We start from the raw sequence: 24,200 nt of genomic DNA, 5'->3' as shown, positions 1-24,200 counted from the left end.
TCTTTCAAAGTTTTACACATTTTTTGTGATCTGCTGAAGTTTTGGGAAAGATCTGAGGATTTCCATGCGGCAGCAGAGATTTTCGACCCTCACATCGGTCCTGCTACCACCGAATTCTCCGTCCAAAACCCAGTCCACCGGCTCCTCTGACTGAATCCGGAGAGAACTTGTCTTAAACTTATAGACCTGCTCACTGCCCTGTGTATCCCGCAGGAACAGATCCGACACAATATTGCTTAAATCCAGCGGCGTCTTGGGGGTGCGGATCAAAAGCACCTCAAAAAGCCCGTCATTGAGCGCCACCGCCTGGTTCACCAGTCCTTTGAACCCACCGACGCTTATGGTGTTTGTCACCATGCCAAAGATGAATTCCCCCTCCAGGCTTACTTCTCTCTGCCCGATGTCATCCAGGCTGTCCTCCTCCCAGGTGATCTTCATGGGGTAGGATTTGATGGAAGTAAGGCTCTTTACACCTTCCAGCATATACGCCTGGTGGCCCAGCAGATTCTTCTTGTCCTGGGACGTCAGATAAGAGACCTCGGTAAACGCGCCAAACCCCGCCACATATACAAAATAGCGGTCATCGCAGAAACATCCGATATCTATGGGATAGGGAGTTCCCTCCACCACTGCGCGGGCCGCCTCCGACATCTGCTTTGGAATATGAAGGCTGGACGCAAAATCATTGGTAGAGCCGGCAGGGATATAACCGAGCAGCGGACAGTCAGGCAGACCCAGTATTCCTGAGATCGTCTCATTCAACGTACCATCCCCTCCGCTACACACGATCAGATCCTTCCCCACCCCGTCGCAAAGCACTGTATCCCTGGCGTCTAAAGCTTTCTGGGTAATGTGCACCTGGATCTGATATCCTGCTTTTGTAAATATATCCAGGATCTCCAAAAGTCTGCTGCGTATCTGCGCTTTCCCTGACCTGGGGTTGATTATCAGAAGCATCTGCTTTTTTTCGCTCATCCGTCACACCCGCCTCTCTCTCATTATCCTCAATTTATCAGCTTTGTATACCTGCCAAATGCGTTCGGCAGGGCATAAACCGTCTTTAAATCATCCTTTTCCACTGAAATATATGTCTGTGGGATGGTATTTTTAAGCAGCACCCGGTAACCGGTCATACGCCATTCCACATGGGAAAAGATATGCTTCGCCTCCGGCAGGATCGAAATCTCCTCTACGGAGTCTTCCCGCAGGCCAAAGGCCTCATACAGGTCCCCCGGTTTCAAATGCCCTTCCACATTGGGTAACTCATAGAGGGACGCCAAAAGCCCGCTGTCCTGCCGCTTTCGGATTCCCACCTGGCTGCCATGTTCCAAAATACATACGGTGCGCTCCTCGATCCTGCGTTTTTTTGGCGGTGTCTTCACCGGGATCTCCCCGGTAAGTCCCTGCTTCGATGCAAGGCAGATGGATGCAAGGGGGCACTCCGCACACTTTGGCGCGCCGTTGGGCACACAGACGATGGCTCCGATCTCAATAAGTCCCTGATTAAAATGACTTGCACGCTCCTGCGGCATGGTTCTTTGCAGATGTTCCTCCATCCACTTCTTCGTGGATGCCTTGAGGATATCCTCCCGGCTGGCCGTCACCCTGGATATGACCCGCAGCACATTGCCATCCACCGCAGGCACCGGCTTCCCATATGCAATGGATGCAATGGCCCCTGCCGTGTAACTGCCGATCCCGGGGAGCTTTAAAAGCTCCTCGTATTCAGCCGGCATCTCGCCTCCATACTGCTCCATCACCACACAAGCCGCCTTCTTTAGGTTCCTGGCCCTGTTATAGTAGCCAAGTCCCTCCCAAAGCTTCATCAGCCGGTCGTCCGGAACAGATGCCAGCGAACTTACATCCGGCAGCGCCGACATAAAGCGCTCAAAATATGGTTTAACCGCCTCCACACGGGTCTGCTGCAGCATGATCTCCGATATCCATACCCGGTAAGGTTTGGGATCCTCCCTCCAGGGCAGGATCCTGGCGTGCTCCTCATACCAGGCCAGCAGCGGGCGGTTCATGGCCCTTAAGCGTTCATCCAGATCAAGAGGAGCATCCTCGCGCTCCGCTACCTGAAGACGGTCATAAAGCTTCCCGGCATCATACATACCCATAGATTCCCCTTACCGACACTTCCCCGGACATCACTTCCCTGATCTCGCCATTTTCCAGCTCCACCAACAGCTCTCCCGTGTCATTGATCCCATGGGAAATTCCGCAGTATTCCCCTTTCGGGGCAAGCACCTTCACTTCCCGTCCGCAGTTTACCAGCCGTGCGTTATAGGCATCCTTCAGGGCGCTCATATCCAGCGTCTTCCTGTAACAGTCATAGTAATGCTCCCATGCCCGCATCACTGCATCCACCAGGACCGCCCGCCGCAGCTCCTTTCCGGATACAATCGCAAGAGATGTGGCGGTCTTTCCTATCTCCTCCGGAAATTCCCGGATATTCACATTGATCCCGATCCCCACGACAACGTGTCGGATCACGTCCTCCTCCGTACTCATCTCCGTGAGGATTCCGCAGATTTTCTTTCCCTCCAGAACAATATCATTGGGCCATTTGATCCGGCAGTCCAGGCCAGTCATCTCCCGGACACCTGTCTCCACCGCCATAGCCGCGATCAGGGTCAGCATGGAAGCGTGCTCCGGCGCAAAATCCGGACGCAGGACCATGCTCATCCAGATACCCGTTCCGGGAGGAGAAGTCCAAAACCGCCCACGCCTTCCTTTCCCAGCCGTCTGAAGCTCCGCCACCACCAGGGTCCCGTGGGGCGCTCCCTGCTCTGCCAGTCTGCGGGCCTCATTATTGGTGGAATCCACCTCTTCACAATACTTGATATTCCGGCCTGCCCAACTGGTCTTTAACACACTTTTTAACTCCGCCTCTGACAGGACGTCACCGCTTTCCACGAGACGATAGCCCCGGTTGCGCACCGCCTCTATCTCATAACCTTCCTCCTGGAGCTGCCTTATAACCTTCCATACGGCTGTCCGGGATACCCCCAGACATTCGCACAGCTCCTGACCGGATATATAGCCCTCTGCCTCTTTCAGGCATGTTAAAATTTCTGTCTTCAATCTTACCTCCAGATGCTCACGGCGCTCAAAATGCCTACGATCAGCAGCACTCCTGCGATGATGCAAAGAGCGATCCCGCCTGCTTTCTTTTTCTTATCCCGTCCGCTGGTCTGCAGCTTATGCCAGCCATTCACGCCGTGGAGCAGCGCCGCCAGACAAAATATCACGGGAAATAAAAACTGGTTCTTCTCCGGATTCAAAAACGCCAGCACCGCGCAGACCACCACCAGGACCCCCACCACAATATGCAGAAGATCCAGCATCAGCGCCGTGTTGCGCGGGTTCTTCTTCTTTTCCTGACCATACATAGCTTATTCTCCTAAGGTTGCCGCCATCACGGCTTTGATGGTATGCATCCGGTTCTCCGCCTCGTCAAAAACCCGGGACTTAGGCGACTCAAACACCTCGTCGGTCACTTCCATATCGCTTATGCCAAACCGTTTTGCCATCTCACTGCCAATCTCGGTCTTTAAGTCATGGAAAGCAGGCAGGCAATGGAGGAATATAGCCTGATCCCCAGCGTTGTCCATTACATCCATAGTCACCTTATATGGGTTCAGCTCCCTGATCCGTTCCTCCCAAACCTCGTCCGGCTCCCCCATGGATACCCAGACATCGGTGTAAATCACATCCGCCCCCTTCGTGCCCTCAGCCACGTCCTCGGTCAGTGTGATCGTGCCTCCGGAAACTGCCGCATATTCTTCACACTGTCTCACAAGAGCCGCATCCGGAAAATACTTTTTGGGAGCGCAGGCCACAAAATGAAGGCCCAGCTTTGCGCAGGTGATCATCAGGGAATTCCCCATGTTGTAGCGGGCATCGCCCATATATACCAGCTTCACGCCAGTCAGACGCCCCAGCTGCTCCCGGATGGTGAGCATGTCCGCCAGCATCTGGGTCGGATGATATTCGTTCGTCAGTCCGTTCCAGACCGGGACACCTGCATGCTTTGCCAGTTCTTCCACGATCTCCTGTCCATATCCCCGGTACTCAATGCCGTCATAAATACGCCCCAGCACACGGGCCGTGTCGGCAATGCTCTCCTTTTTCCCGATCTGGGAGCTCTTGGGATCTAAATAGGTGGTCCCCATCCCCAGATCATGGGCTGCCACTTCAAAGGAGCAGCGCGTCCTGGTGCTGGTCTTTTCAAAGATCAGAGCCACATTCTTTCCTCTATGGCTGTCCACCAGGATTCCCGCCTTTTTCTTTCTCTTTAACTCTGCCGCCAGATCCAGAAGATATAAGATCTCTTCCGGGGTAAAATCCTTGAGCGTCAGAAAATGTCTTCCTTTTAAATCCATAATTGTCTCTCCTCCGTCTGTCCTGTCTTTTTCTAAAAAACTGATACCTATAACTTACTATACCGGCAAAACACTGTCAAGTTTTCTTATGCTTGAGTTTCCGCATTTTGAAGCGGAGGCAGGTGGGGGATCGGACGGCATGGTTTTTGTGACTTTGCAGGTCTTTAGAAGATGTTAGCCCTCAGGATTTTCTGTTCTGACAGCGGAAGGGGTTGTCTGAGCGTTAGCGAGTTGCCCCTTCCACTGGCAGGTCTTTAAGAAAATTCTGAGGGCTTACAGCTTCTTAGGACCGAAACCGGAACAAAAACCATGCCGTCCGATCTCCCGCCTGCCTCCGCTGCAAAGTGCAGAAACTCAAGTTCTTATGCGCAAGTGTATTTTATGCACCACCTCATCCGGTGTATAGACCTTCATCCGCGGCATCCGCATCTCCTTGGCCCATTCCTCCAGGACCGCCAGGTACAGCTCTTTGTAGTCCCAGTCAGCCTTAAGCTTCATCTCACGGGCCATGGCAGGGAATATCTGCTCGGTAAATGCCCGGTATCCGTTCAGCCGCGCCGCTTCTTCTTCATTTAACTCCGGTGTGATATAATGGCTGACCAGGGCCAGCTCCGACATCATCTTGTCAAAGTAATATGCCTCCGACTGAGGCGCGTCAAAATAATAGCTGCGTCCGGCCAGACCGTAAAGGTAACGTTTTGCATCCATATATCCAAGCTGCATGTTCTTTCTCGCACGTTTTTTGTCGAATTCCAGGATACCGCCCAAGTCCTGACGGGGAGCGATATGGCCTACTTTCACATCCTCCGGGATCTCCACAACCTTCTCCGTATCAAACCCAAGCCCATATATGCGTATGACGATAATGTCCTTATAATCCCGCTCCATCAGCACGTTGACCGGAACATTGTTGAAGCCCCCGCCGTCTATATAACGTTTGCCGCTGAGCTTTTCATTTTTAAATGCAGGGAAATAAGCGCTTGCAAGGAGCGCATTGGATATCTCTCCATCCGGCAGCCCTTTCACATCAATGATTTGAGCCTTCATATCATCCACAGAAAATGTAGTCACATACAGTTCCCGGTCCGATCGCCTGATCCGCTCTTCGTCCACGGCCTCCCCGATCAGCGCCTTTAAAGGCGCCACATCAAAACCGCCGTCCCGGAATATCCGGACCGCCTGCTCCGCCACGATCTTCAGATCCAGATTGAGCTTTTTTAAATTCACTCCACGGATCTGTTCCATCAGGCTGTCATCCACATCCATCACCCGGGAATAAGTGATATTTTTCCAGATATCTTCCGCCTTCTCATAGTCGTCCATGCACATCAGGGCCCCATTCAAAGCGCCTACAGAAGCTCCTGCGATCCCTTTTATCTGTATGCCGGCCTCCCTAAGCGCCTTCCATGCGCCGATCTGATAAGCGCCCCTGGCTCCGCCTCCCTCCAGCACGATCCCATATGGCCTGTCTGCATCAATCTGAAGTTTCATCCCATCCCCCCTGATCCTGTTTTTATGGAAAAAGCCGGATATGAGTCTGCCTGTATACACAGGACAGATCCATACCCGGTCTCAGTATTACTTAGTTCTCTTTTGCAACCTCCGTGATGGACTTCACCAGTCCGGCAATGCCCTGGATATCGGATGGGATGATGATCTTGGTGGACTTGCCGTCGGCTGCCGCCGCAAATGCCTCCAGGCTCTTAAGCTGCAGCACCGCAGCATCGGCGCCCGCCTCCTTCAGGAAACGGATGCCCTCGGCGTTGGCCTGCTGAACCTTCAGGATCGCCTCAGCCTCACCTTCCGCCTCACGGATACGCTTCTCTTTTTCAGCCTCCGCATGCAGGATAGCCGCCTGTTTGTCAGCCTCCGCATCCAGGATGACGGATTCTTTCTTACCTTCCGCAACCAGGATCGTGGACTTCTTTTCACCCTCTGCACGGAGGATGGACTCACGGCGCTCACGCTCTGCCTTCATCTGCTTTTCCATAGCGTCCTGAATCGCCGCCGGCGGGATGATGTTCTTAAGCTCCACACGGTTTACCTTGATGCCCCACGGGTCAGTGGCGACGTCCAAGGACGCCCGCATCTTGGTGTTGATGGTCTCTCTGGAGGTCAGGGTCTGATCCAGCTCCAGGTCGCCGATGATATTTCTCAGAGTTGTGGCCGTCAGGTTCTCGATCGCCATGATCGGGTTCTCCACGCCGTAAGCAAAAAGCTTCGGGTCTGTGATCTGGAAAAATACAACCGTGTCGATCCGCATGGTAACGTTATCCTTTGTGATCACTGGCTGCGGCGCGAAATCCACGACCTGCTCTTTTAAGATCACCTTTTTTGCCACACGGTCAAAGAACGGGATCAGGAAATGCACACCCACGGACCATGTGCCCAGATAAGCGCCAAGCCGCTCTACGACCAGCGCCTGCGCCTGAGGTACGATCCGCACACAGGATACCAGTATCAACAGAATAATGATCAGCAAGATAAAGAAAAAAATAAGTCCCATTTAAATGTCCTCCTTAGATGTAGTGACAATCAGTTTCACGCCCTGGATCTCTTTGATCCGGACCTTGGTTCCTACCCCATAGATCTCCGGGTCCTCTGCCGCCCTCGCAGTCCATTCCTGGCCGCCTACAACCGCAGTCCCTGTGCCCAGGTCATTGTTGATCTCCTCCGTGACACGGGCTTCCTTTCCGACGAGACTGTCCGCATTGGTCTTCACCGTATTGCTGTTCACATACTTTGATGCAAACGGCCGCGTGAGGAACAAAAGTATGAAGGATACCACCACGAATACTGCCAGCTGAACCTCCAGCGGGACGCCGAATAGAGACAGCAGAAAGGCTACAAACGCGCCTCCGGCAAACCATATGGTAGTAAGCGCCATGGTAGCGATCTCAATCCCTACCAGTATTACAAAAGCAACCAGCCAATAAATGGATGTCATCCTGGGAACCTCCTTTTTATATCTGTACAAGATTGTACGATGGCTACGGACGGGCATCTTCTTGTATGGCCTTCGGCCGTCCTGAATAGTTATATCATACTATAATTCCAGGTTCTTTACAATCACATTCATCTGACACGCAGCTTAAATTTTTCTGAACATTCGGCAAATTGTACATGTCTCTGCTGTCAGCCCCGCCTCTGCCTTGCGGCCTCGAACATCAGGACCGATGCGGCGACTGCGGCATTTAGGGACTCCACCTGACCTTCCATGGGAATCCGGATATAGGTGTCTGCCAGTCCGGCAATGGCGTCGCTTAAGCCCCCGGCCTCATTGCCGATCAAAAAACCGGTATCTGCCGTGTAGTCCTCTTTATCGTAAGAGCGCTCTCCTTTTAAATGGGCGGCATAGAGGCGGATGCCCTTTTTCTTTAAGCCGCGAAGCGTCTCCTCTAAATCCTCCACATAGGCGAACGGCATCCTGAGCACGGATCCCATGGTGGAACGGATCACCTTCGGATTGTAGATATCCGCAGTGCCGGAATCCATAAGGACCCCGGTCACTCCGGCGCCCTCTCCCGCCCGCAGGATCGTCCCCAGATTCCCCGGGTCCTGCAGCCGTTCCAGGACCATAAGGAGCGCTGGCCTTTGGCTCTCTCTTCCTGTGCGGGCCACTTCGTCCAGTGTATAATGGTACTGCCTCACCAGCGCCAGGATGCCCTGCGGTGTCTGGGTGTCGGACAGGGCCTTAAACACCTCGTCCGTCACAACCTCCACCTGACGCACTCCGGCTGTCAGACGGCTGTATTCCGGCTGCTTCCTGAAGCTTTCTGAAACGTAAAGCGCCCGGATCCTTTCCTTGGGGATCTCAGAACACATCCGAAGGCCCTCTGCCACAAACAGATCCTCCTCACGGCGTGTCTTTGCTTTTTTTACTAATGCATTTACATATCTGACCTGTTTATTTGTCGTACTGCTTATCACGTCTGTATTTCCTTTCATCAACCGTCAATCCGCGCCAGATCGTCCATCCAGATCCTCACCGAAGCATCGCTGGGCATCCTGAGATCGCCCCTCGGGGACACTGACACAGACCCGACCTTTGGACCATCCGGCAGGCAGGAACGTTTAAACTGCTGGGAAAAGAATCTTCGGTAAAATACATTCAGCCATTTTTTAATGACTTCTTTATTATATTCTCCCTCAAATGCCGCAAGAGCCATCCGGTAAATCTTGGAAGGCATGAATCCAAAGCGCAGGGCATAGTACAGGAAGAAATCATGCAGCTCATAAGGACCCACTAAATCCTCCGTCTTCTGGGAGATCACTCCGTCCTCCGGAGGCAGCAGCTCCGGGCTGACCGGCGTATCCAATACATCAAGCAGCACCGCCGCAAGCTCCGGCTCCCCGCAGGTATCCGCGCAATAGCGGACAAGATGGCGGACCAGGGTTTTCGGCACCGATGCATTGACTCCGTACATGGACATATGATCCCCGTTGTAGGTAGCCCATCCGAGAGCCAGCTCCGACATGTCCCCTGTGCCAATGACAAGGCCGCCCACCTGGTTCGCAACATCCATCAGTACCTGGGTCCGCTCCCTCGCCTGGCTGTTCTCATAGGTGACGTCGTGATCGTCCATATCATGGCCGATATCGGCGAAATGCTGTGTGACGGATTTCTTAATGTCGATCTCGGTCAGGGAGGCTCCCAGCTTCTCTGTCATCCTGCAGGCATTCTGGTAAGTGCGGTCCGTGGTGCCAAAGCACGGCATGGTCACTGCATGGATCTGCTTTCTGTCGATTCCCAGCAGGTCGAATGCCCGTCTCGTCACAAGCAGGGCCAGGGTGGAGTCCAGGCCGCCGGAGATCCCCAGCACCGCATGAGTGACACCAGTATGCTCCAGGCGCTTCTTAAGACCCATGGCCTGGATCATAAAGATCTCCTCGCAACGGCTGCTGCGCTCTGCCTCATCATGCGGCACAAACGGACGGCTGTCTATATTCCGCAGCATTTTTTTCTGCTGTGCATATTCCATAAGGCCTGTTTCCAGGGAAAAATCAAGCAGCACGTATTTTTCATATTCTGCGGAAGGAAAGGTGCTGGCCCTTCTCCGCTCTGAGACGATCCGGTCCAGATCCATATCTGCATAGATAATGCCTGTCTCGAACCGGGCAGACTCTGCCAGGACTGTCCCGTCCTCGACAATGATATTGTGCCCGCCGAAAACCAGGTCCTGGGTAGACTCCCCGTCTCCTGCGTTCGCATAGACATATCCGCAGATCAAACGCGCCGACTGTCCGCCGACAAGCTCTCTGCGGTAAGCGTCTTTGCCGACCACCTCATCGCTGGCAGAACAGTTGGCTATCACGGTGGCTCCAGCCATGGCATGATGGATACTGGGCGGCGACGGCACCCAAACGTCCTCGCAGATCTCAGCGCCCACTACAAGCTCCGGGATCTCTTTGCATTTGAAAAGAATGCTGGTGCCGATGGGTACGAAATCATCCTCCCAATCCGTCACGGTGGGTTCCTTCGCCCCGGCAGTGAAGTAGCGCTGCTCATAAAATTCATTATAATTCGGGATATTGGTCTTTGGTATGATGGCCAGCAGATGGCCCCCGCAGATAAGCGCAGCGGCATTGTAAAGCTTCCCGCAGTGTTCCCAGGGAAGGCCCACGATCACCAGGATCTGTTTTCCTCTGGTAAATGTTACGATATTTTTCAGTTCTTTTTTTGCACTTCTGATCAGGGTGTCCTGCAGGAACAGATCTCCGCAGGTGTATGCAGTCAGACACAGTTCAGGGAAAACCATAAGCCCTGCACCGTTCTTTTCGCCTTCTTCGATCATTATGCATATTTGCTCCCGGTTATGCACCGGGTCTGCCACCTTTACCTTGGGAGTAGCCGCTGCAACACGGAAAAAGCCGTCTTTCATGTTTATTTCCTCCTGGAATTGTTTAGTATCGGGGGTGGGTGAGCGCGGGGGAGATTGAGGTGGCTTGCCCGCTACTCCGCAGTGCGTAAGCCCGATTCCGCTTTGCTCCATCGGGCTCACGGGCTTCGCCCTATAAAAAGGGGCAAAAACAGATTTTCTTTTGTGCAAGCACAACGAAAATCTGTTTCCGCCCTTTTTTGCACTGCTCATTGCTTTCGTGAACATTATATCACGCCCCACCAAAAAAATAAAGGGCACTGTCTTTTGAGTTGTGCTTGATTTATACTGTGCTTATTACTGTATTAAGGTCATATGGTATCTCACGGGTGATTTTAAGATCGGGACCGGCATTTCTTGACAAACTTAAAATATGCTCTATACTTTCTAATTAATATACTATATTTTCCATATGGAGGTCTTTGATATGAAATTGTCTGATACTGTAACGGTCGATGGGCAAACAATCCATTTAACAGGTATTGCCAACGCAAGGCAGCTCGGCGGCTACCGGGGCTTTGGCCATAAGGCCGTGAAGAAGGATCTTCTTCTGAGAAGCGGCGCGATGACCGGTGCGACTCCGGAGGATATCCGGCATCTGACGGAGGATTTAAAACTTGGGACCGTCATTGATTTCCGCACCACCACAGAGATTGCCGCCGGACCGGATCCTGTTATTGACGGGGTAAAGAATATCCAGCTGAAGATCCTCGATGAAGCATCAACGATCAATTCTGCTGCATCTGTTGCCGCATCTTTTTTCAGCAGTGCCGATCCCGCTAGCGCTGTCCTTGAACTGGCAAGGTCCAGCCATGGGATCACTGCGCACACCTACAGCGATATTCTTTCCGGCGAAAATGCACGGACAGGCTACCGCAGGTTCTTCCGGATCCTTCTTGAAAATCCCCCTGGAAGATCTATTCTCTGGCATTGTACCGGAGGCAAGGACCGGACTGGACTGGCTGCTGCTTTTCTGCTCTCCGCTCTAGGCGCAGACCGGGAAACAATCCTGGATGATTTTGAACTTTCCAATCAGTTTCTTGCTCAGAATATCAATTATATTGTGCAGAAAGCCGCCGCTTATACCAACGACGAGGCCCTGATCCTTGCAGTGAAAAATATTGTGGGCGTGTCCAGGGAATATATGGAACAGACCCTGGATGATATCGACAGGAGCTATGGCTCCATGGACCATTACCTGCGGGAGTTCCTGGGGCTTACCGACCAGGAAAAGAACCGGCTGCGGGAACTGTATCTTGATTGATATGGCTTTCTATATTTTGTGGTGACTGGACTTTTTTGCGATTATTTTGTACAATAGATTTATATCCTATTAATCTGATAGAGATTGGAGAGTGAAATATTTATGAAGATTTCCACAAAAGGGCGTTATGCCCTGCGTATGATGATCGAGTTCGGTTTAAATCCCGACCAGTGCACCAAGATCAATCAGGTAGCCGCCCGCCAGGGTATCTCTGACAAGTATTTAGAGCAGATCGTAACCATCCTGCACCGCGCCGGTTATGTGCGCAGCATCCGCGGCGCCCAGGGCGGCTATATGCTGACGAAAAAGCCGGAAGAGTATACGGTCGGCATGATCCTCCGCCAGACCGAGGGCAGCTTATCGCCAGTTTCCTGCCTGGATGACGATATCAACCTGTGCGAGCGGGCGGGTCAGTGCGCCACATTAACAGTATGGCAGCAGTTAAAGGACGCCATCGACCAGGTTGTGGACAGTGTGACCCTGGCTGACTTGATCGAAGAACAAAAACGGATGCCAGACGCTAACTTAATGTAGGAGCAGCCCGGTGCAGGCATGTGCCATGCGCCCGCCGGTTTTCGTTTTAAAAGAAAGGATATGCGATATGCACGAATTTTCCAGAACAGAGCTTTTGATCGGCGCCGATGGACAGGAAAAACTATCCGCCTCAACCGTCGTAGTCTTCGGAGTCGGCGGCGTCGGCTCCCACTGTATCGAAGCGCTGGCGCGCTGCGGTATCGGCCATCTGGCTCTGGTTGACAGCGACACCGTCTCCCTCACCAATATAAACCGGCAGAGCATCGCCTATCACAGCACCGTGGGCAGATACAAGACCCAGGTAATGAAAGAGCGGATCGCCGATATCAATCCGGCTGCGCAGGTGGATACCTTCGAAACCTTTGTGCTCCCGGATAATTTAGATCCCCTCCTTGACGGCATGGGCCAGATCGATTATCTGATCGACGCCATTGACACCGTGACCGCCAAACTGGCCATTGCGGAATATGCCAAGAAGCACCAGATTCCGCTGATCGCCTCCATGGGGACCGGGAACAAGCTGCACGCGGAGCTTTTTGAGATAAGCGATATCTATAAAACCTCTGTATGCCCGCTCTGCCGCGTGATGCGCAGAGAGCTGAAAAACCGCGGGATCAGTCATTTAAAAGTACTTTACTCCAAAGAACAGCCTCTGACTCCGGTCATGCCTTCCGAGGAAGTGACCGCAAAACGCGCCGTGCCGGGAAGCATCTCCTTCGTCCCCCCGGTAGCCGGGCTTTTGATCGCAGGGGAAACAATACGGGATCTGCTCGGTATTTGAGCAGATCCCGTATTGTTCCTTATAGTATTATTCGTACCGCAGGGCATCGATCGGATCTTTTTTCGCCGCCTTCGACGCCGGGTAGATCCCAAAGAAGATACCCACCATGGCAGAGAATCCCACCGCCAGCATCACCACGATTGGACGGACGATCGTCTGTACGCCTAAGATCATACCGCCTAAGGATACCAATCCCACGCCCAGCAGGATTCCGATCAGGCCGCCGCATGCCGAAAGGATCGCCGACTCCGTCAAAAACTGGATCATGATATCCCGGGTCCTGGCTCCCAGGCTTTTTCGCACGCCGATCTCACGGGTACGTTCCGTCACCGACACCAACATGATATTCATGATGCCGATACCGCCAACCAGCAGGGATATCGCCGCGATTCCGCCGACTGCCGCCGACAGGCCGCCCAGCATGTTATCCCACATACCCATCTGGTCAACCGCAGTCTCCATATAGTAATCTTCCGGCTGCCGTCCCTTCATCCTCGCCACATAATCTGTCAGCCTTGCAAAAAAATCCGTAAGGTTCACATCGTCGCTGGCAAACACATGGAGATAATAAAAATAGTCGTTGGGCCAGGTTAGTATCGTATATGGAATAAAGGCGCTCCCGCCGTCACTCTGCCCCATGAGCATAGCCTGGAACGGGCTGACCTCCTTCCGGTAAACCCCCACTACCGTATACTCATCCGTGCTGCCGTAGATCGTGGTGCGGAAGGTCTTTCCCACCGCGTTCTCCACTCCAAAAAGTTTCTCCGCGCTGTCCGTATCCATCACCACATTTTTCTTGCGCCCCTTGATATCTCCATCATTCAAATATCTTCCATAAACGATGTTGACCGGCTGCACATCCTGGTAATTGTAATCAATACCCTGGTAGCTGAACTTCACCTTCCTGTGCCCATGGGTTGCATCGGCAGAGGTACTGGCAGCGCTGTCTATATAAGCGATCTCATCACCGAATACATCCTTCATACGCTCCAGTTCATCCAGCGTAAAATAATCGCTCTGACGCGTATCGTCAATCCAGTACCCAATGGCTAAGTACGCCTGGGTCACGCCGATCTCTTTATAGAGATCCGCAAACATATTCCGCATGGTATCACCGATCGATACGATCGAAATGACCGATCCGATACCGATGATAATGCCCAGCATGGTCAGGAAAGAGCGCATCTTGTTGGCCCGTATGGCAGAAAATGCCATCAGCATATTCTCTATCAGCATGGCGCATCCTCCTCAAAATCCGTATTCTTTTCCAGTGACTTAAAGATCTCCGGCTTCCTCGGTTTGTTGGGCCTGTCACTGATGACTTCCCCATCCCGGAAACGGATGATCCGCTCTGTAAACGCCGCAATCTCCTCCTCATGGGTGACCACCACGACCGTAGTCCCTTCCTCATGCAGCTGGCAAAACAGCTCCATGATCTCCACAGACGCCGCAGTGTCCAAGTTTCCCGTCGGCTCATCGGCCAGAAGCAGCGGCGGATCATTGGCCAGGGCGCGGGCGATCGCCACACGCTGGCGCTGTCCGCCGGACAGCTCGTTGGGCTGGTGATGGACACGTTTGCCCAGGCCCACCCGTTTTAAAAGCTCCTCTGCCCTCTCCTCCCGGAGCTTTTTGTTCTTCCGGGCATAGGTCATGGGCAGCTCAACATTTTTAAGAGCCGACATCCTGGAGAGCAGGTTAAAGGACTGAAATACAAATCCGATCTTTTTGTTCCGGATCCTGGACAGTTCATCTGAATCCATCCCCGCCACATCCACGCCGTCCAGATAATAATGTCCCAGTGACGGACGGTCCAGACAACCCAAAATATTCATCAGCGTGGACTTGCCGGAACCGGACTGCCCCATGATGGCGACAAATTCACCGCGCCGGATGGTTAAGTTGACCCGCTTTAGCCCCAGGACCTTCAAGGCTCCTGTATCATACACCTTTGCCATGTCCTCCAGCCGGATCAGATCCTCGATCACTTCTCTTTCAGCCTGCTCAGGCTCTGTTTTCTTTTTTATCCATCTCATATCCGACCTCCGTCTATCAGGCTACCGGAGTGGCAAGCACTGCCATCCCGTCCTGCAGGGCAGCATTCGGAGCGGTTATGTAACTCAGTCCTTCCGTCAGCCCGCCGCCCTTGATCTCAACAGACACATCGCCTTCCACTCCAGTCTCCACCGGAACCATCTTCACCGTGTTGTTTTCCACCGATGCGATAAATTTACCCTCATCATTCTGGATCACTGCCGCTATGGGGACCGTCCAGGCATCCTCAGCACGGTTTAAGACAATCTTTGCGCGGGCAGTGATCCCTGCGATCAGGCCCGTGTTGGGATTCTGGATCTGGATCGTAGTGGGGATCACCCGCTCCGTGGAGCCGCCGCCCTTCTCCTCTCCTGTAGGAGAGATCGAGGTGATGATCCCCTCCTCTGTCGCACCGTTCAAGATATCTGCCGAAATCTCTGCTGCCTGGCCCAGCTTCACCTTTCCGATGGAATACTCGCTGACATTGATCTTCATCTCCAGCTTTTCCAGATTGTCGATGGCAAACAGCGGCTTGTCATCGTCTACCGTATCTGCAAGACGGCCGACCCGGGAATTGACCCGCACCACCGTACCGGCGATCGGGCTGGTGACCTCGGTCTCATCCAGCTGCTTTTTCTTCTGGTCCAGCTCAAACTCCGCATTCTTTACCTGGAGGTCAAAGGATTCGTTCGCCACCGGACGCCCATTCTTCAGAGTATAGGTGGTAATCTGGCGCTTTGCGTTATTTAAGGCATCCCTCGCCGCTTCGATCTCCGCCTGGGAGATATCACCGGCTGCAAACAGGGCCGATTTGCGGTCAAAATCAAGCTGTGCCGCCTGTCTGTCCTGAACTGCCCTGGCATATCCGTTCTCCGCCGCGATCTGCGCTTCATCCCGGTTCGCCACCGCCAGATCATAAGCGTTCTGGGCAATGTCCACTTCCTTCTGCACATCGGTGGGATCCAGCCTTGCAAGGACCTGATCCTTCTCCACCTTGTCGCCCTCCTTCACCAGGATCTCCAGGATCTCGGCATGCAGGCGGGAAACAACCTCCGCGCTGTCCGTACCGGATACTGGTCCGCTGATGGACAGTACCTCCTCTACTTCTCCTTTGGTCAGGGCCGCCGTCATGACCGGCATCCCCACTTCCTTTTTTCCGCCAAAAGCACCTGAAACCACAATCAGAGCGGCAGCGATCGCTGCCACTCCGGTTATGAGCTTCCGTTTCCGGCTCCATGACTTAAAGGATTTCCTGTTCTTCTTTTGTTTTGTCTTCTTTCCCGGCGAATCCTCAGACATCAGATCCTCCAGTTCTCTGTCAAATTCCTGGTCTGTCATAGTATACTCCTTTATCTTGGTTTGGCCGCCATCAGCCGTTCAATCACAAACCCCGGCACTTTTCCCCGTGGAAAGCCTGCGCGGTAATTCTGCATAGTGCCGTCCTCCGCCACAGTTATGTCCACATCGATATCCGACATGGAAAATACCTGGTTATAATACCGGCGTCCTGTACCCACCACAGCTTTTTTCAGCTGGTCTATCTCATCTGGATCCGTGACCATGATCTCCCTCACTCCGCTGCTGTCATATTCATCGGACGGTCCGTACCAGCGCATGGTAACCGACTGGATATCCATGTTCTCAAAATAGCTTCCCGCATCAACCTGCTGCTCTTTTAAAAGCTTTATGGTCTCCGTGCAGGACGGATATATGGGATAATAGCTGCGGTTTGTCAGGCTTCCCCTGTAGCGGTATTTGGGATAATTTTCAAAGCCCGCCGCCACCTGCCGGTTCCACCACTGGATTCCTGCCTCATCCGTCTCCGTAGTAAACCTGATCAGCCCGGAGGGGAACTCTGACTTCATCTGACTCGGTGTTATGGCCGCAAATTCTCTCTGATACGTCTCAAGAATAACCGCTTTCTGTTCCTGTGTCAACTTATCCAGGCGAATTTCCTTCTGCATCTCAGAATAATAGATCCCGGACACATCTTCCGCCTTCATGGACATCACAGGGTAAGCGCCCTCTAAGTACTCTCTGCTTGCATACAGTTTTTCTATCTGAGGCATGATCCGGTCCAGGTTCACCCAATATCTGCGGTAAACCTTTCTGCCGCCCTTTAGGGTATAACAGATGGTCATCTGTGAGAAAGTGCCCTGAATGCCCCCGTCTATCGTCTCTGACGGAAGCGCGTTCTCAGGATACGCGTCGCCGCCCTCCTCATCCTTTAAGGTGTCCTCCATCCCCGCTGCGGCGATAGACAGCAGATTCTCCACATCCGTATACTTCATATGTTCGACCGCATACTCCAGCGGCTCGTCGTATTCCCAGTCATAGGCTCCATCCGGCAGATGACGCGTCCTGCCGTAGGAAACCCAGTCGCTTAACCTGGAGATCTCCACGGCCGCTCCCTCCACCTTGCCGGCGCTGGGCAGATACCGGTCGTACCCTGCCAGGTCATAACGAAACACAAAGAAAACCGCCAGTGATACCAGGATGCAGCCTATCAGCTGGACCCAATTGGTAAACAGCTTCTTAAAGTCAAAATGGTAAATGATCTCGATCACACAATGGGAGATCACCGCACCGCACAGGACCCCAAATACCGCCCAACCTGTAGATTCACGCATAGTCCAGAAGAACACACTCAGTCCCATGGCGGAGATCAGTGTGATCAGGATGCGGATCACCGGCCTGCTGGCTGCGAATGCCATGGCTTTTCCCGCCGCCTCAGACGGTCTTTTGCGGTACAGAAAACATCCCAGCGCCGCAAGCGCTGCCGACACAATAAGAGCTAACACAGCAGCGGTCCACACCGTTTCTCCTTCAGCGTATCTGGAAACCTGATATGTATATTCCATGACCGGCGAAATGCGCACAAAGCGCTCCATCAGCTTTTCCCCGGTATCCCAAACATAAGTATGAAAATACACGCCGAAATATCCATTGGCAAGGGCAGCAGCAAGCGGTACAAAAAAGGAAAATACCATACAGCCTAAAAATGCAACCACCAGATTGCCGGTCATCATGACCGCCACCACAACCGTGGTATATACCAGGATAAAATAGGTCAGATGCAGCCCATATGCGGCAAGCGCTGTCTGCCACAGCGGCCCTCCCGCAATGCCGTTTGAAATGCCCACCAGTACGGCAAGGGCCATAGCGGCAGCATATGGCACTGCCAATATCAGGATCCCGTTGATATAATTTGCGATAAACAGCTTTTCACGTTTCACCGGAAGGCTGTGGTAAAAATCCACCTTACTCCTGGAATTCAGATAAGAAAATCCACTGAGCCCGCAGATCAGCCCTGTCAGCATCATCACAAATACAGTCATCCCGTTTTCAAAGGAAAGCCATCCTGTAACCTCCTGCGAGTACCACTCAATGCCCTTTTCAAACGTCTGGAAATTCTCTATATCCCCGGCTGCAAACGCCACCCATATGGGATACAGGAAAAAGAATCCCAGCCCAATGAGGCACACCGCCCACAGACGGCTCTTCAAATCCTCTTTCATCAGCTTAAAATATAAGTTTTTTGACGTCATAGCCGACTACCTCCGTTTCACTGATAAAGATCTCCTCCAGGGACAATGGAATCGTCTCATAGAATATCGGGTTGGCATTCTGCATAATGTACTCTATCATACTCAAGTCTCCGCGTACAGTCAGAGTCAGAAGCTTGCCACGCCGTTCCGTCTTCAGTATCGTAAGACCAACCAGATCCTCCGGCTCCATCCCCGGCTCGCAGCACACACTGCACCTTATGGATCTTCATCTTCATCTCATCCAAGTCGCGGCTCAAGAGGATGCCGCCCTTGTGGAGAAGCCCCACATGGTCGCAGATATCCTCCAACTCCCGCAGGTTGTGGGAGGCGATGATGGGCGTCAGATGCCGCTCCTCCATGTCATTGGCAAAAATACTCTTCACCGCCTGGCGCATCACCGGGTCCAGGCCGTCAAAGGTCTCGTCACAGAACAGATATTCCGTCTCTGCACAAACGCCGCAGATAATGGAAACCTGCTTTTTCATGCCCTTGGAAAAAGTGTTGATCTTTCGCTTCTCACTCAGATCAAAGCTTTTCATCAAAGAGTGAAAACGCTCTTCATTAAATCCCGGATAGGTGATCTTGTAATAAGTCATCATATCCTTCGGTGTTGCATTGTTAAAAAAGTACTGATCGTCGGAAATATAGAAAAAACGGTGCTTCGCTTCTTCATTTTCAAATACGCTCATCCCGTCGATGGTGACCGTCCCCTCATCGGGCTTCAGCACTCCTGCAACCATCCGCAGAAATGTGCTTTTCCCTGCGCCGTTGGTTCCAATCAGTCCGAATACGCTGCCATCTTTAATAGTCGCGTCGATATGGTCCACTGCCAGGATATCATCAAACCGTTTTGTCAGTTTTACCGCTTCTATCATACTGTCACATCCCCCTTGTTATATTCTTGACCGGATCCATGCGGCTGTCCTGCAATGATCTTTCCATACTCCTGGTCTGCCATCTGCACAAATGTGTCCCTGTCCAGTTCCAGGCCGATGGCCTCCTTCGCCACCACGCCCAGTTTCTTCGCCAGCTCCTCACGTTTTGCCTCCCGGAGGCGCCTGATACTCCCAACAAAGCTTCCCCGGCCTTTTACCATATAGATAAAACCACCTCGCTCCAGCTCCCCATATGCACGCTGTATGGTGTTGGGGTTGATGGACAGCTCCGTGGCAAGGCTCCGGACAGACGGCATCTGGCTGTCTTCCTCCAGAATGCCCAGAAGCATCATCTCCTGCAGCTTTTCCACCAATTGTTCATAGATGGGGCGGCTGTCTTTATAATCCAGCAGAATCATCCGTATTCTCCTTTCTACCACAATCCACATTGATAAGTGTATTAAGATTGTTAATACACTTATACCACAAAAATACCCGGCTGGCAATCTTTAACTTCTTACGGATTTCTTAACTGCCGGCCGGGTATTCCAACAATGGATCAGCCAAAATAATTCAGATAATACCATGGTAAAAACAGCTTCTGTACAGTCTCCAGGGCTGGAAAATAGCGTCCGGCGTCAATGATGACCGGACAGAATAAAAGACTGCCTATCAGGAAAAACGGGATCAGACAGCACAGAACCTCCGGGCTTTTTACCATCACCCGCAGAAGCCATGCAAATCCAGTGACTGCTGCCAGATACAAAAGCATAACCGGCATTTCCTGAAACCACACGGTCATGGCGTCCCCGCTCAAGAGCGCAGCCATTCCGGACACTGCCGCCAGAAATATGGGCGCAGCCATGGCTGATATCCGACAGGCCGTACGGCAGTTATAAGGAACTGCAAGAAACAGCCCCTTGGCTTCGTCTGTCAGGTTCATTACCGCGGCGTACAGTCCGATAATAAAGATATAGACTGCCACGATCCCACGCACTGGGAACACGGCATCCATTTCCTGTACTGCTCCCTTTTGGTCAGATCCCGGCGCTCCCTCATCCGAATATCCTGCTTCAGCAGCCGGCCTGTCAACGGCCTCGGCCACAAAACGGAAGGTGCTCCCATTGTAAAGCCAGGTTTCATACAGGCTTCCCGCCTGCTCGGTCAAAGCTTCCCGCTGAAGGCTTTCCTTCGGGGCTGCCTCATCAAAAAGCCCCCCGTTTTCCACATAGTCCACAAACAGTTCCTTGTCATACAGCTCCATCAGCGCCGCAAACACCACCTCCGTGGACAATCCGGCTGCCACCGTGGATGGTGCAGAATAGACACGGATGCTGCGCTTATAATCCTTCTTCTCCAACCTCTCCCGCAGGTCCTGTGCGATCACATAACCACATTCTGCCCGTTTTGACGCTACATCTTCCCTCACCTGCTTCTCGCTTTCGCAGAGGTAAAACGTAAGGATCGAACCGTCCTGGACCTGCCTACCGGATGTCAAACTCTGAGCCAGAGCCTGCTCCAGAGGCAGCTCCTCTGCTGCCTTCTCCGCACCTCCTCCAGTTCCGCCTCCCAGTGCTGCATTTTCCGAACCTTCTGCATACACGGAAACCCTGATCTCTGTCGCCCCATCTTCCTCCGCTGTACGGATTCCCAGTACTGCCAGGGGCAGGATCAAGAGGATCAGCAGAAACGAAAGCCGCCTCACGTAACGTTTACAGGAAAGCACAAACCACAGCCATGCTCTGTTCATCCCTCTCTCACCTCCATCGCAGCTGTCAGGGCAAGTCCCATTGCTGCCATCACAGCCAGCTTCCATACTGCATCCATGCTCCACACACCGGTCACTGCCATCTTAGCCCCGTCCATCAGGATCGTGGAAGGCAGTACCGGAGCAAGCTTCTGCAGTGCAGGTGGAAGGAATACCAGCGGGAGGAAACCTCCAGCCAGGAAATGCTGTCCAGAGACGGCAAAGAACAGGAGCATGGTACCCCCAAGCAGTGTGCCTGCCGCCTGGTATAGAAATACCACCAGCGCACTGCGCACAGACAGATAAGGACTGCCGTCCCTGCCAAAACCCATACGTCCGCCTGGATCTGCCCATTGAGGGCAAAAACAACGCCAATCGGGATCACTGCCGTCAAAAACAGCGCGCCCAGCCCCAGTATCCTGCCAAAAGCCATGCCTGTGCAGCCCACTCCTGCCAGCTTGAGCTTCCGCTTCATTCCTGTATTCCAGGGTATCAGATAACCGGAAACGGGGATCGCTGACAAGAGCACGAACAGTACAAACCCGCTGATCCCGAAAAAATGCACCAGATCCACATCACCTGCAGCATTCACCTGGTAATGCCGGAAATAATCTGCCCGGGGCAGGCTGTAAGACATGAAGATCTTGTTCAGCGCCGCCTCCAGTTCCCCGATCTTACCTTCCAGGCCGTAGCTTCTGTACAACTCATCTCCCGCGTAGATCCCAGCCTGCGCCGCCGAAAGGGTACGGGCTCCCGCATCTGCCAGCTCCTTGAAAAGACGGCTTTCCAGTCCTGCATTTGCCGGAAAAACCAGCTTCACCGGAGTATTGGTCCCATTCATGATATCCTGCACAAACCCGTCCGGAACCTCCATCAGGACATAGAGCCCGCCTGTATGCAGCGCTTCAAGCCCCTCCTTTTTGTCCACAAACTTAAAATCACACAGGCTCTTGACACTGTCCAGGGAACTGATCATAGAGACAGCCTGTTTTGCAACCAGATCGTCCTCCGGCAGCACAACGCCCACCGCAATCCGCCCGGTCTTCGCTTCCCCATAAAGCGCCCGGCTGGACAAAAGGGCAATCGTGCCCAGTAAAACCCCAAGCACGATTGCCCCGAAAACCATATTGGGAAGTTTTTTTAACGCTCTTTTCAATTCAAGTTTGAAAAAAGTAAGATGCATCGCCATAACTGATCCCCGTTTCTATGTCCTGTATCTTAGTATAAGGAAACACCCATCTGCTCCATCAGACCCATAGCGCCGTAGATCATCTCCATCACGACGTTCTGCCAGTCTTCCTCTGTTGCAGCCAGTACATCCATCTCCTCACCTTCCGGAGCAGTCACTTCGCCTGCCAGAGGTTTGTACTCATATTCTCCGCTTAATACTGCAGAATATAAACCGCTCTCAGCAGAAATCTCTAAAGAATCCATAGTAGCATGGATTGAAGTTCCTTTTTCCAGGCTGTCGATCACACCGGTCACAGAGAGCTTCGCAAGCTGTTCGTCTCCATTTCCTACCTCAAAAGCCATATGATAATCGCCGCTCTCAGAATTGTAGGTTCCGGTATAGGTTAAATTCCCTTTATCATTCTCAGGAAGGCTGACAAAATCCAGGGACCAGTCTGCCGTAAGCTGTTTGCCGTCATAGGTGCCCTGCTTAACAAGGTTCAGAGTGATGGAATCCCCTTCATCAGCCGGGTTGGACAGCGTTACATTGGCAGTTGCATTCTGGGTCAGATAAGCGCCGCCTGCCAGTTCCAGATGGAAGGCTACATTGATCGTATCCTCTGCATCTGTATCATTATGCAGCACTGTAGTTCCGTCCACAGCTGCAAGACGTCCTTTTTTGTCCACATATACCGTCATGGTCACGTCATCCAGCACAGCATCCAGAGTATCCAGCATTTCTGTTACGGTTGACTGCAGCTCCTCATAAGTCTGCTGCTGCATCTCCTCTGCAGAAGGCATGGTTACACCAGCGGTATTCCCGCCCATGAACCCGCTCATCTTCACAGTCATCTCAAGCTGCTTCATATACTGGTCTTTCAGCTCCTCATCCTGTAAAAAGAAATCAGAGGAGGTACGTAAAAAGTCCATCATAGACGCTTTGCTGACCAGTACCTTATAGCCCTTGCAGGACTCCTGGCTGCCGTCTATGGTAAAGCTTGCCTTGTCGCCCTTCTCCACAGTCAGCGCTGCCTTGAAGTTCTCCTGTGCCTTGCTTCCCTCTTTATAGCGGTTCCAGAGGCCTTCCAGGTCATAAGTGCTCTTGCCCTCAGCCTGGTTCTGCTCAGCCTCGTCGATCAGCTGGGTGAAATACTCCGCCATGCCTGTGACATCAATGTTGTTCTGCTCAAGCATCGGTCCCACAACCGGCGACTGGCTGATGCGATCGGCCAGGCCATCTCCCAGATCCAGGGTGAAAACCTTTCCTGACATCTCCGGCAGAGCTGCCTTCAGCATGTCATCACCGTAATACATCTTAAAGGTCACCAGATCCATGCCATTATAGATAGCCGCAAGCTCTGCGGAGGATTTCTTGTTTGTGATATCACTCTTGCCGTTGACACGGATGCCGCTGCCTGCATATGCATTGACACTCTCATCAGAACAGCTGTCCAGCTTTAATGTCATACTGCCCTCGGAGTTGGCAGTCCCTGCCTCATCGGCAAACTGAGTGATGCCGAAAAGTTCATCTACCGGATATACCTGTCCCTCCGGGTATACGCTCTCGAAAGCATCGATCACGGTCTGCTTCGGGTCCTTCTCATTCATCTTGGAAAGGCCAAATGCGCCAGCCGCAACTACTGCAACCGCCGCTACCGCACCGATGATCAGCTTGGTGTTGTTTTTCTTCGGTTCTTCCGGCACTGCCGCCTCTGTTACAATTGTTTCCGCCGGCGCTTCTGCCTGTGCAGCCTCTACTTCTGCTGCCGGAGCCTCTGTCTGTGCAGTCTCCTCTTCTGCTGCCGGAGCCTCTGCCTGTACAGTCTCCGCGTCCGCCGCCGGAGCCTCTGCCGTCACTTCCTCCTGGCTTCCAGCCTTGTCTCCAGTCTGTCCTTCAGACCCTGCCTGCGTTCCGCAGACACTGCAGATTTCCTGATTCTCAGGGATATCTGCCCCACAGTTTTTACATTTCATAATCTCTTC

At 52.7% G+C, this 24,200-nt stretch carries 23 protein-coding genes; 3 read left to right on the top strand and 20 right to left on the bottom strand.

The features are described from left to right. Positions 1-12: 12 nt before the first annotated feature. The 10 genes from AB1I67_RS11160 to AB1I67_RS11115 all read right to left on the bottom strand — a co-directional run bounded on the left by AB1I67_RS11160 (position 13) and on the right by AB1I67_RS11115 (position 10,270). Positions 13-975, bottom strand: a complete 963-nt coding sequence (locus tag AB1I67_RS11160) for a YegS/Rv2252/BmrU family lipid kinase (protein ID WP_367029944.1) — start codon at positions 973-975, stop codon at positions 13-15. A 29-nt stretch (positions 976-1,004) separates the two neighbouring features. Next, positions 1,005-2,120: an A/G-specific adenine glycosylase gene (mutY, locus tag AB1I67_RS11155; protein WP_367029943.1), complete on the bottom strand. Its 1,116-nt coding sequence runs from the start codon at positions 2,118-2,120 to the stop codon at positions 1,005-1,007. Next, a complete protein-coding gene (locus tag AB1I67_RS11150) occupies positions 2,107-3,087 on the bottom strand; it encodes a biotin--[acetyl-CoA-carboxylase] ligase (protein ID WP_367029942.1) in 981 nt (326 codons plus the stop codon). Before AB1I67_RS11150 ends, mutY begins: the two co-directional genes overlap by 14 nt. Positions 3,088-3,089: 2 nt before the next feature. Further along, on the bottom strand, positions 3,090-3,395 hold the full coding sequence (locus AB1I67_RS11145; protein ID WP_367029941.1) for a DUF6637 family protein: 306 nt from the start codon (positions 3,393-3,395) through the stop codon (positions 3,090-3,092). Between the two features lie 3 nt (positions 3,396-3,398). Beyond that, positions 3,399-4,388: an ornithine carbamoyltransferase gene (gene argF, locus AB1I67_RS11140; RefSeq protein WP_367029940.1), complete on the bottom strand. Its 990-nt coding sequence runs from the start codon at positions 4,386-4,388 to the stop codon at positions 3,399-3,401. Between the two features lie 354 nt (positions 4,389-4,742). Continuing rightward, positions 4,743-5,879, bottom strand: a complete 1,137-nt coding sequence (locus AB1I67_RS11135) for a patatin-like phospholipase family protein (RefSeq protein ID WP_367029939.1) — start codon at positions 5,877-5,879, stop codon at positions 4,743-4,745. Positions 5,880-5,970: 91 nt separating this feature from the next. Then, on the bottom strand, positions 5,971-6,894 hold the full coding sequence (locus tag AB1I67_RS11130; protein ID WP_367029938.1) for an SPFH domain-containing protein: 924 nt from the start codon (positions 6,892-6,894) through the stop codon (positions 5,971-5,973). Beyond that, positions 6,895-7,335, bottom strand: a complete 441-nt coding sequence (locus AB1I67_RS11125; RefSeq protein WP_367029937.1) for an NfeD family protein — start codon at positions 7,333-7,335, stop codon at positions 6,895-6,897. Positions 7,336-7,523: 188 nt separating this feature from the next. Continuing rightward, positions 7,524-8,231 carry an RNA methyltransferase gene (locus AB1I67_RS11120; RefSeq protein WP_367029936.1) on the bottom strand — a complete coding sequence of 236 codons (708 nt, stop codon included), beginning with the start codon at positions 8,229-8,231 and terminating at the stop codon, positions 7,524-7,526. A gap of 104 nt (positions 8,232-8,335) precedes the next feature. Further along, on the bottom strand, positions 8,336-10,270 hold the full coding sequence (locus tag AB1I67_RS11115) for an NAD(+) synthase (RefSeq protein ID WP_367029935.1): 1,935 nt from the start codon (positions 10,268-10,270) through the stop codon (positions 8,336-8,338). A 424-nt stretch (positions 10,271-10,694) separates the two neighbouring features. Between AB1I67_RS11115 and AB1I67_RS11110 the strand changes: the two genes are divergently transcribed. From AB1I67_RS11110 to AB1I67_RS11100, 3 genes are all read left to right on the top strand, one after another. Beyond that, positions 10,695-11,531: a tyrosine-protein phosphatase gene (locus tag AB1I67_RS11110; protein WP_367029934.1), complete on the top strand. Its 837-nt coding sequence runs from the start codon at positions 10,695-10,697 to the stop codon at positions 11,529-11,531. A gap of 102 nt (positions 11,532-11,633) precedes the next feature. Next, a complete protein-coding gene (locus tag AB1I67_RS11105; protein WP_367029933.1) occupies positions 11,634-12,065 on the top strand; it encodes an Rrf2 family transcriptional regulator in 432 nt (143 codons plus the stop codon). 67 nt (positions 12,066-12,132) lie between these two features. Further along, positions 12,133-12,846, top strand: a complete 714-nt coding sequence (locus tag AB1I67_RS11100) for a tRNA threonylcarbamoyladenosine dehydratase (RefSeq protein ID WP_367029932.1) — start codon at positions 12,133-12,135, stop codon at positions 12,844-12,846. Positions 12,847-12,873: 27 nt separating this feature from the next. Here the strand turns inward: AB1I67_RS11100 and AB1I67_RS11095 are convergent, their stop codons facing one another. The 10 genes from AB1I67_RS11095 to AB1I67_RS11050 all read right to left on the bottom strand — a co-directional run bounded on the left by AB1I67_RS11095 (position 12,874) and on the right by AB1I67_RS11050 (position 24,191). After that, positions 12,874-14,082, bottom strand: coding sequence for an ABC transporter permease (locus tag AB1I67_RS11095; RefSeq protein ID WP_367029931.1), 1,209 nt, complete (start codon positions 14,080-14,082; stop codon positions 12,874-12,876). Further along, entirely contained in the window at positions 14,076-14,879 is an 804-nt protein-coding gene (locus AB1I67_RS11090) for an ABC transporter ATP-binding protein (protein WP_367029930.1), read from the bottom strand. Before AB1I67_RS11090 ends, AB1I67_RS11095 begins: the two co-directional genes overlap by 7 nt. Positions 14,880-14,895: 16 nt before the next feature. Beyond that, positions 14,896-16,215, bottom strand: coding sequence for an efflux RND transporter periplasmic adaptor subunit (locus AB1I67_RS11085; RefSeq protein ID WP_367029929.1), 1,320 nt, complete (start codon positions 16,213-16,215; stop codon positions 14,896-14,898). 11 nt (positions 16,216-16,226) lie between these two features. Further along, complete coding sequence (locus tag AB1I67_RS11080; protein WP_367029928.1) at positions 16,227-18,425, bottom strand: DUF6449 domain-containing protein; 2,199 nt, start codon at positions 18,423-18,425, stop codon at positions 16,227-16,229. Continuing rightward, positions 18,400-18,525: a hypothetical protein gene (locus tag AB1I67_RS11075; protein WP_367029927.1), complete on the bottom strand. Its 126-nt coding sequence runs from the start codon at positions 18,523-18,525 to the stop codon at positions 18,400-18,402. Before AB1I67_RS11075 ends, AB1I67_RS11080 begins: the two co-directional genes overlap by 26 nt. Next, entirely contained in the window at positions 18,482-19,300 is an 819-nt protein-coding gene (locus AB1I67_RS11070) for an ABC transporter ATP-binding protein (RefSeq protein ID WP_367029926.1), read from the bottom strand. Before AB1I67_RS11070 ends, AB1I67_RS11075 begins: the two co-directional genes overlap by 44 nt. Further along, positions 19,297-19,719, bottom strand: coding sequence for a GntR family transcriptional regulator (locus tag AB1I67_RS11065; RefSeq protein WP_367029925.1), 423 nt, complete (start codon positions 19,717-19,719; stop codon positions 19,297-19,299). The genes AB1I67_RS11070 and AB1I67_RS11065 overlap by 4 nt, the downstream gene beginning before the upstream one ends. Positions 19,720-19,859: 140 nt before the next feature. Next, positions 19,860-21,050 carry a hypothetical protein gene (locus tag AB1I67_RS11060; protein WP_367029924.1) on the bottom strand — a complete coding sequence of 397 codons (1,191 nt, stop codon included), beginning with the start codon at positions 21,048-21,050 and terminating at the stop codon, positions 19,860-19,862. A 115-nt stretch (positions 21,051-21,165) separates the two neighbouring features. Next, the gene (locus tag AB1I67_RS11055; protein WP_367029923.1) at positions 21,166-22,236 is read right to left on the bottom strand and encodes an ABC transporter permease; all 1,071 of its coding nucleotides are present in this window, start codon (positions 22,234-22,236) and stop codon (positions 21,166-21,168) included. Between the two features lie 29 nt (positions 22,237-22,265). Then, positions 22,266-24,191, bottom strand: coding sequence for a zinc ribbon domain-containing protein (locus AB1I67_RS11050; RefSeq protein WP_367029922.1), 1,926 nt, complete (start codon positions 24,189-24,191; stop codon positions 22,266-22,268). Positions 24,192-24,200: the final 9 nt, after the last annotated feature.

This window comes from Clostridium sp. AN503, assembly GCF_040719375.1.
Taxonomy (GTDB): Bacteria; Bacillota; Clostridia; order Lachnospirales; family Lachnospiraceae; genus Brotaphodocola.
This window is presented reverse-complemented; position numbering and strand designations above follow the sequence as displayed.

What these genes read in the sequence shown, in the direction of transcription:
- AB1I67_RS11130 (WP_367029938.1), bottom strand. Translation starts at nt 6,894, where the DNA reads ATGGGACTTATTTTTTTCTTTATCTTGCTGATCATTATTCTGTTGATA.
- AB1I67_RS11065 (WP_367029925.1), bottom strand. Translation starts at nt 19,719, where the DNA reads ATGATTCTGCTGGATTATAAAGACAGCCGCCCCATCTATGAACAATTG.
- AB1I67_RS11100 (WP_367029932.1), top strand. Translation starts at nt 12,133, where the DNA reads ATGCACGAATTTTCCAGAACAGAGCTTTTGATCGGCGCCGATGGACAG.
- AB1I67_RS11070 (WP_367029926.1), bottom strand. Translation starts at nt 19,300, where the DNA reads ATGATAGAAGCGGTAAAACTGACAAAACGGTTTGATGATATCCTGGCA.
- AB1I67_RS11110 (WP_367029934.1), top strand. Translation starts at nt 10,695, where the DNA reads ATGAAATTGTCTGATACTGTAACGGTCGATGGGCAAACAATCCATTTA.
- AB1I67_RS11085 (WP_367029929.1), bottom strand. Translation starts at nt 16,215, where the DNA reads ATGACAGACCAGGAATTTGACAGAGAACTGGAGGATCTGATGTCTGAG.
- AB1I67_RS11090 (WP_367029930.1), bottom strand. Translation starts at nt 14,879, where the DNA reads ATGAGATGGATAAAAAAGAAAACAGAGCCTGAGCAGGCTGAAAGAGAA.
- AB1I67_RS11115 (WP_367029935.1), bottom strand. Translation starts at nt 10,270, where the DNA reads ATGAAAGACGGCTTTTTCCGTGTTGCAGCGGCTACTCCCAAGGTAAAG.
- argF (WP_367029940.1), bottom strand. Translation starts at nt 4,388, where the DNA reads ATGGATTTAAAAGGAAGACATTTTCTGACGCTCAAGGATTTTACCCCG.
- AB1I67_RS11055 (WP_367029923.1), bottom strand. Translation starts at nt 22,236, where the DNA reads ATGGCGATGCATCTTACTTTTTTCAAACTTGAATTGAAAAGAGCGTTA.
- AB1I67_RS11075 (WP_367029927.1), bottom strand. Translation starts at nt 18,525, where the DNA reads ATGATAGAGTACATTATGCAGAATGCCAACCCGATATTCTATGAGACG.
- AB1I67_RS11060 (WP_367029924.1), bottom strand. Translation starts at nt 21,050, where the DNA reads ATGAACAGAGCATGGCTGTGGTTTGTGCTTTCCTGTAAACGTTACGTG.
- AB1I67_RS11105 (WP_367029933.1), top strand. Translation starts at nt 11,634, where the DNA reads ATGAAGATTTCCACAAAAGGGCGTTATGCCCTGCGTATGATGATCGAG.
- AB1I67_RS11145 (WP_367029941.1), bottom strand. Translation starts at nt 3,395, where the DNA reads ATGTATGGTCAGGAAAAGAAGAAGAACCCGCGCAACACGGCGCTGATG.
- AB1I67_RS11125 (WP_367029937.1), bottom strand. Translation starts at nt 7,335, where the DNA reads ATGACATCCATTTATTGGCTGGTTGCTTTTGTAATACTGGTAGGGATT.
- AB1I67_RS11050 (WP_367029922.1), bottom strand. Translation starts at nt 24,191, where the DNA reads ATGAAATGTAAAAACTGTGGGGCAGATATCCCTGAGAATCAGGAAATC.
- mutY (WP_367029943.1), bottom strand. Translation starts at nt 2,120, where the DNA reads ATGGGTATGTATGATGCCGGGAAGCTTTATGACCGTCTTCAGGTAGCG.
- AB1I67_RS11095 (WP_367029931.1), bottom strand. Translation starts at nt 14,082, where the DNA reads ATGCTGATAGAGAATATGCTGATGGCATTTTCTGCCATACGGGCCAAC.
- AB1I67_RS11135 (WP_367029939.1), bottom strand. Translation starts at nt 5,879, where the DNA reads ATGAAACTTCAGATTGATGCAGACAGGCCATATGGGATCGTGCTGGAG.
- AB1I67_RS11160 (WP_367029944.1), bottom strand. Translation starts at nt 975, where the DNA reads ATGAGCGAAAAAAAGCAGATGCTTCTGATAATCAACCCCAGGTCAGGG.
- AB1I67_RS11080 (WP_367029928.1), bottom strand. Translation starts at nt 18,425, where the DNA reads ATGACGTCAAAAAACTTATATTTTAAGCTGATGAAAGAGGATTTGAAG.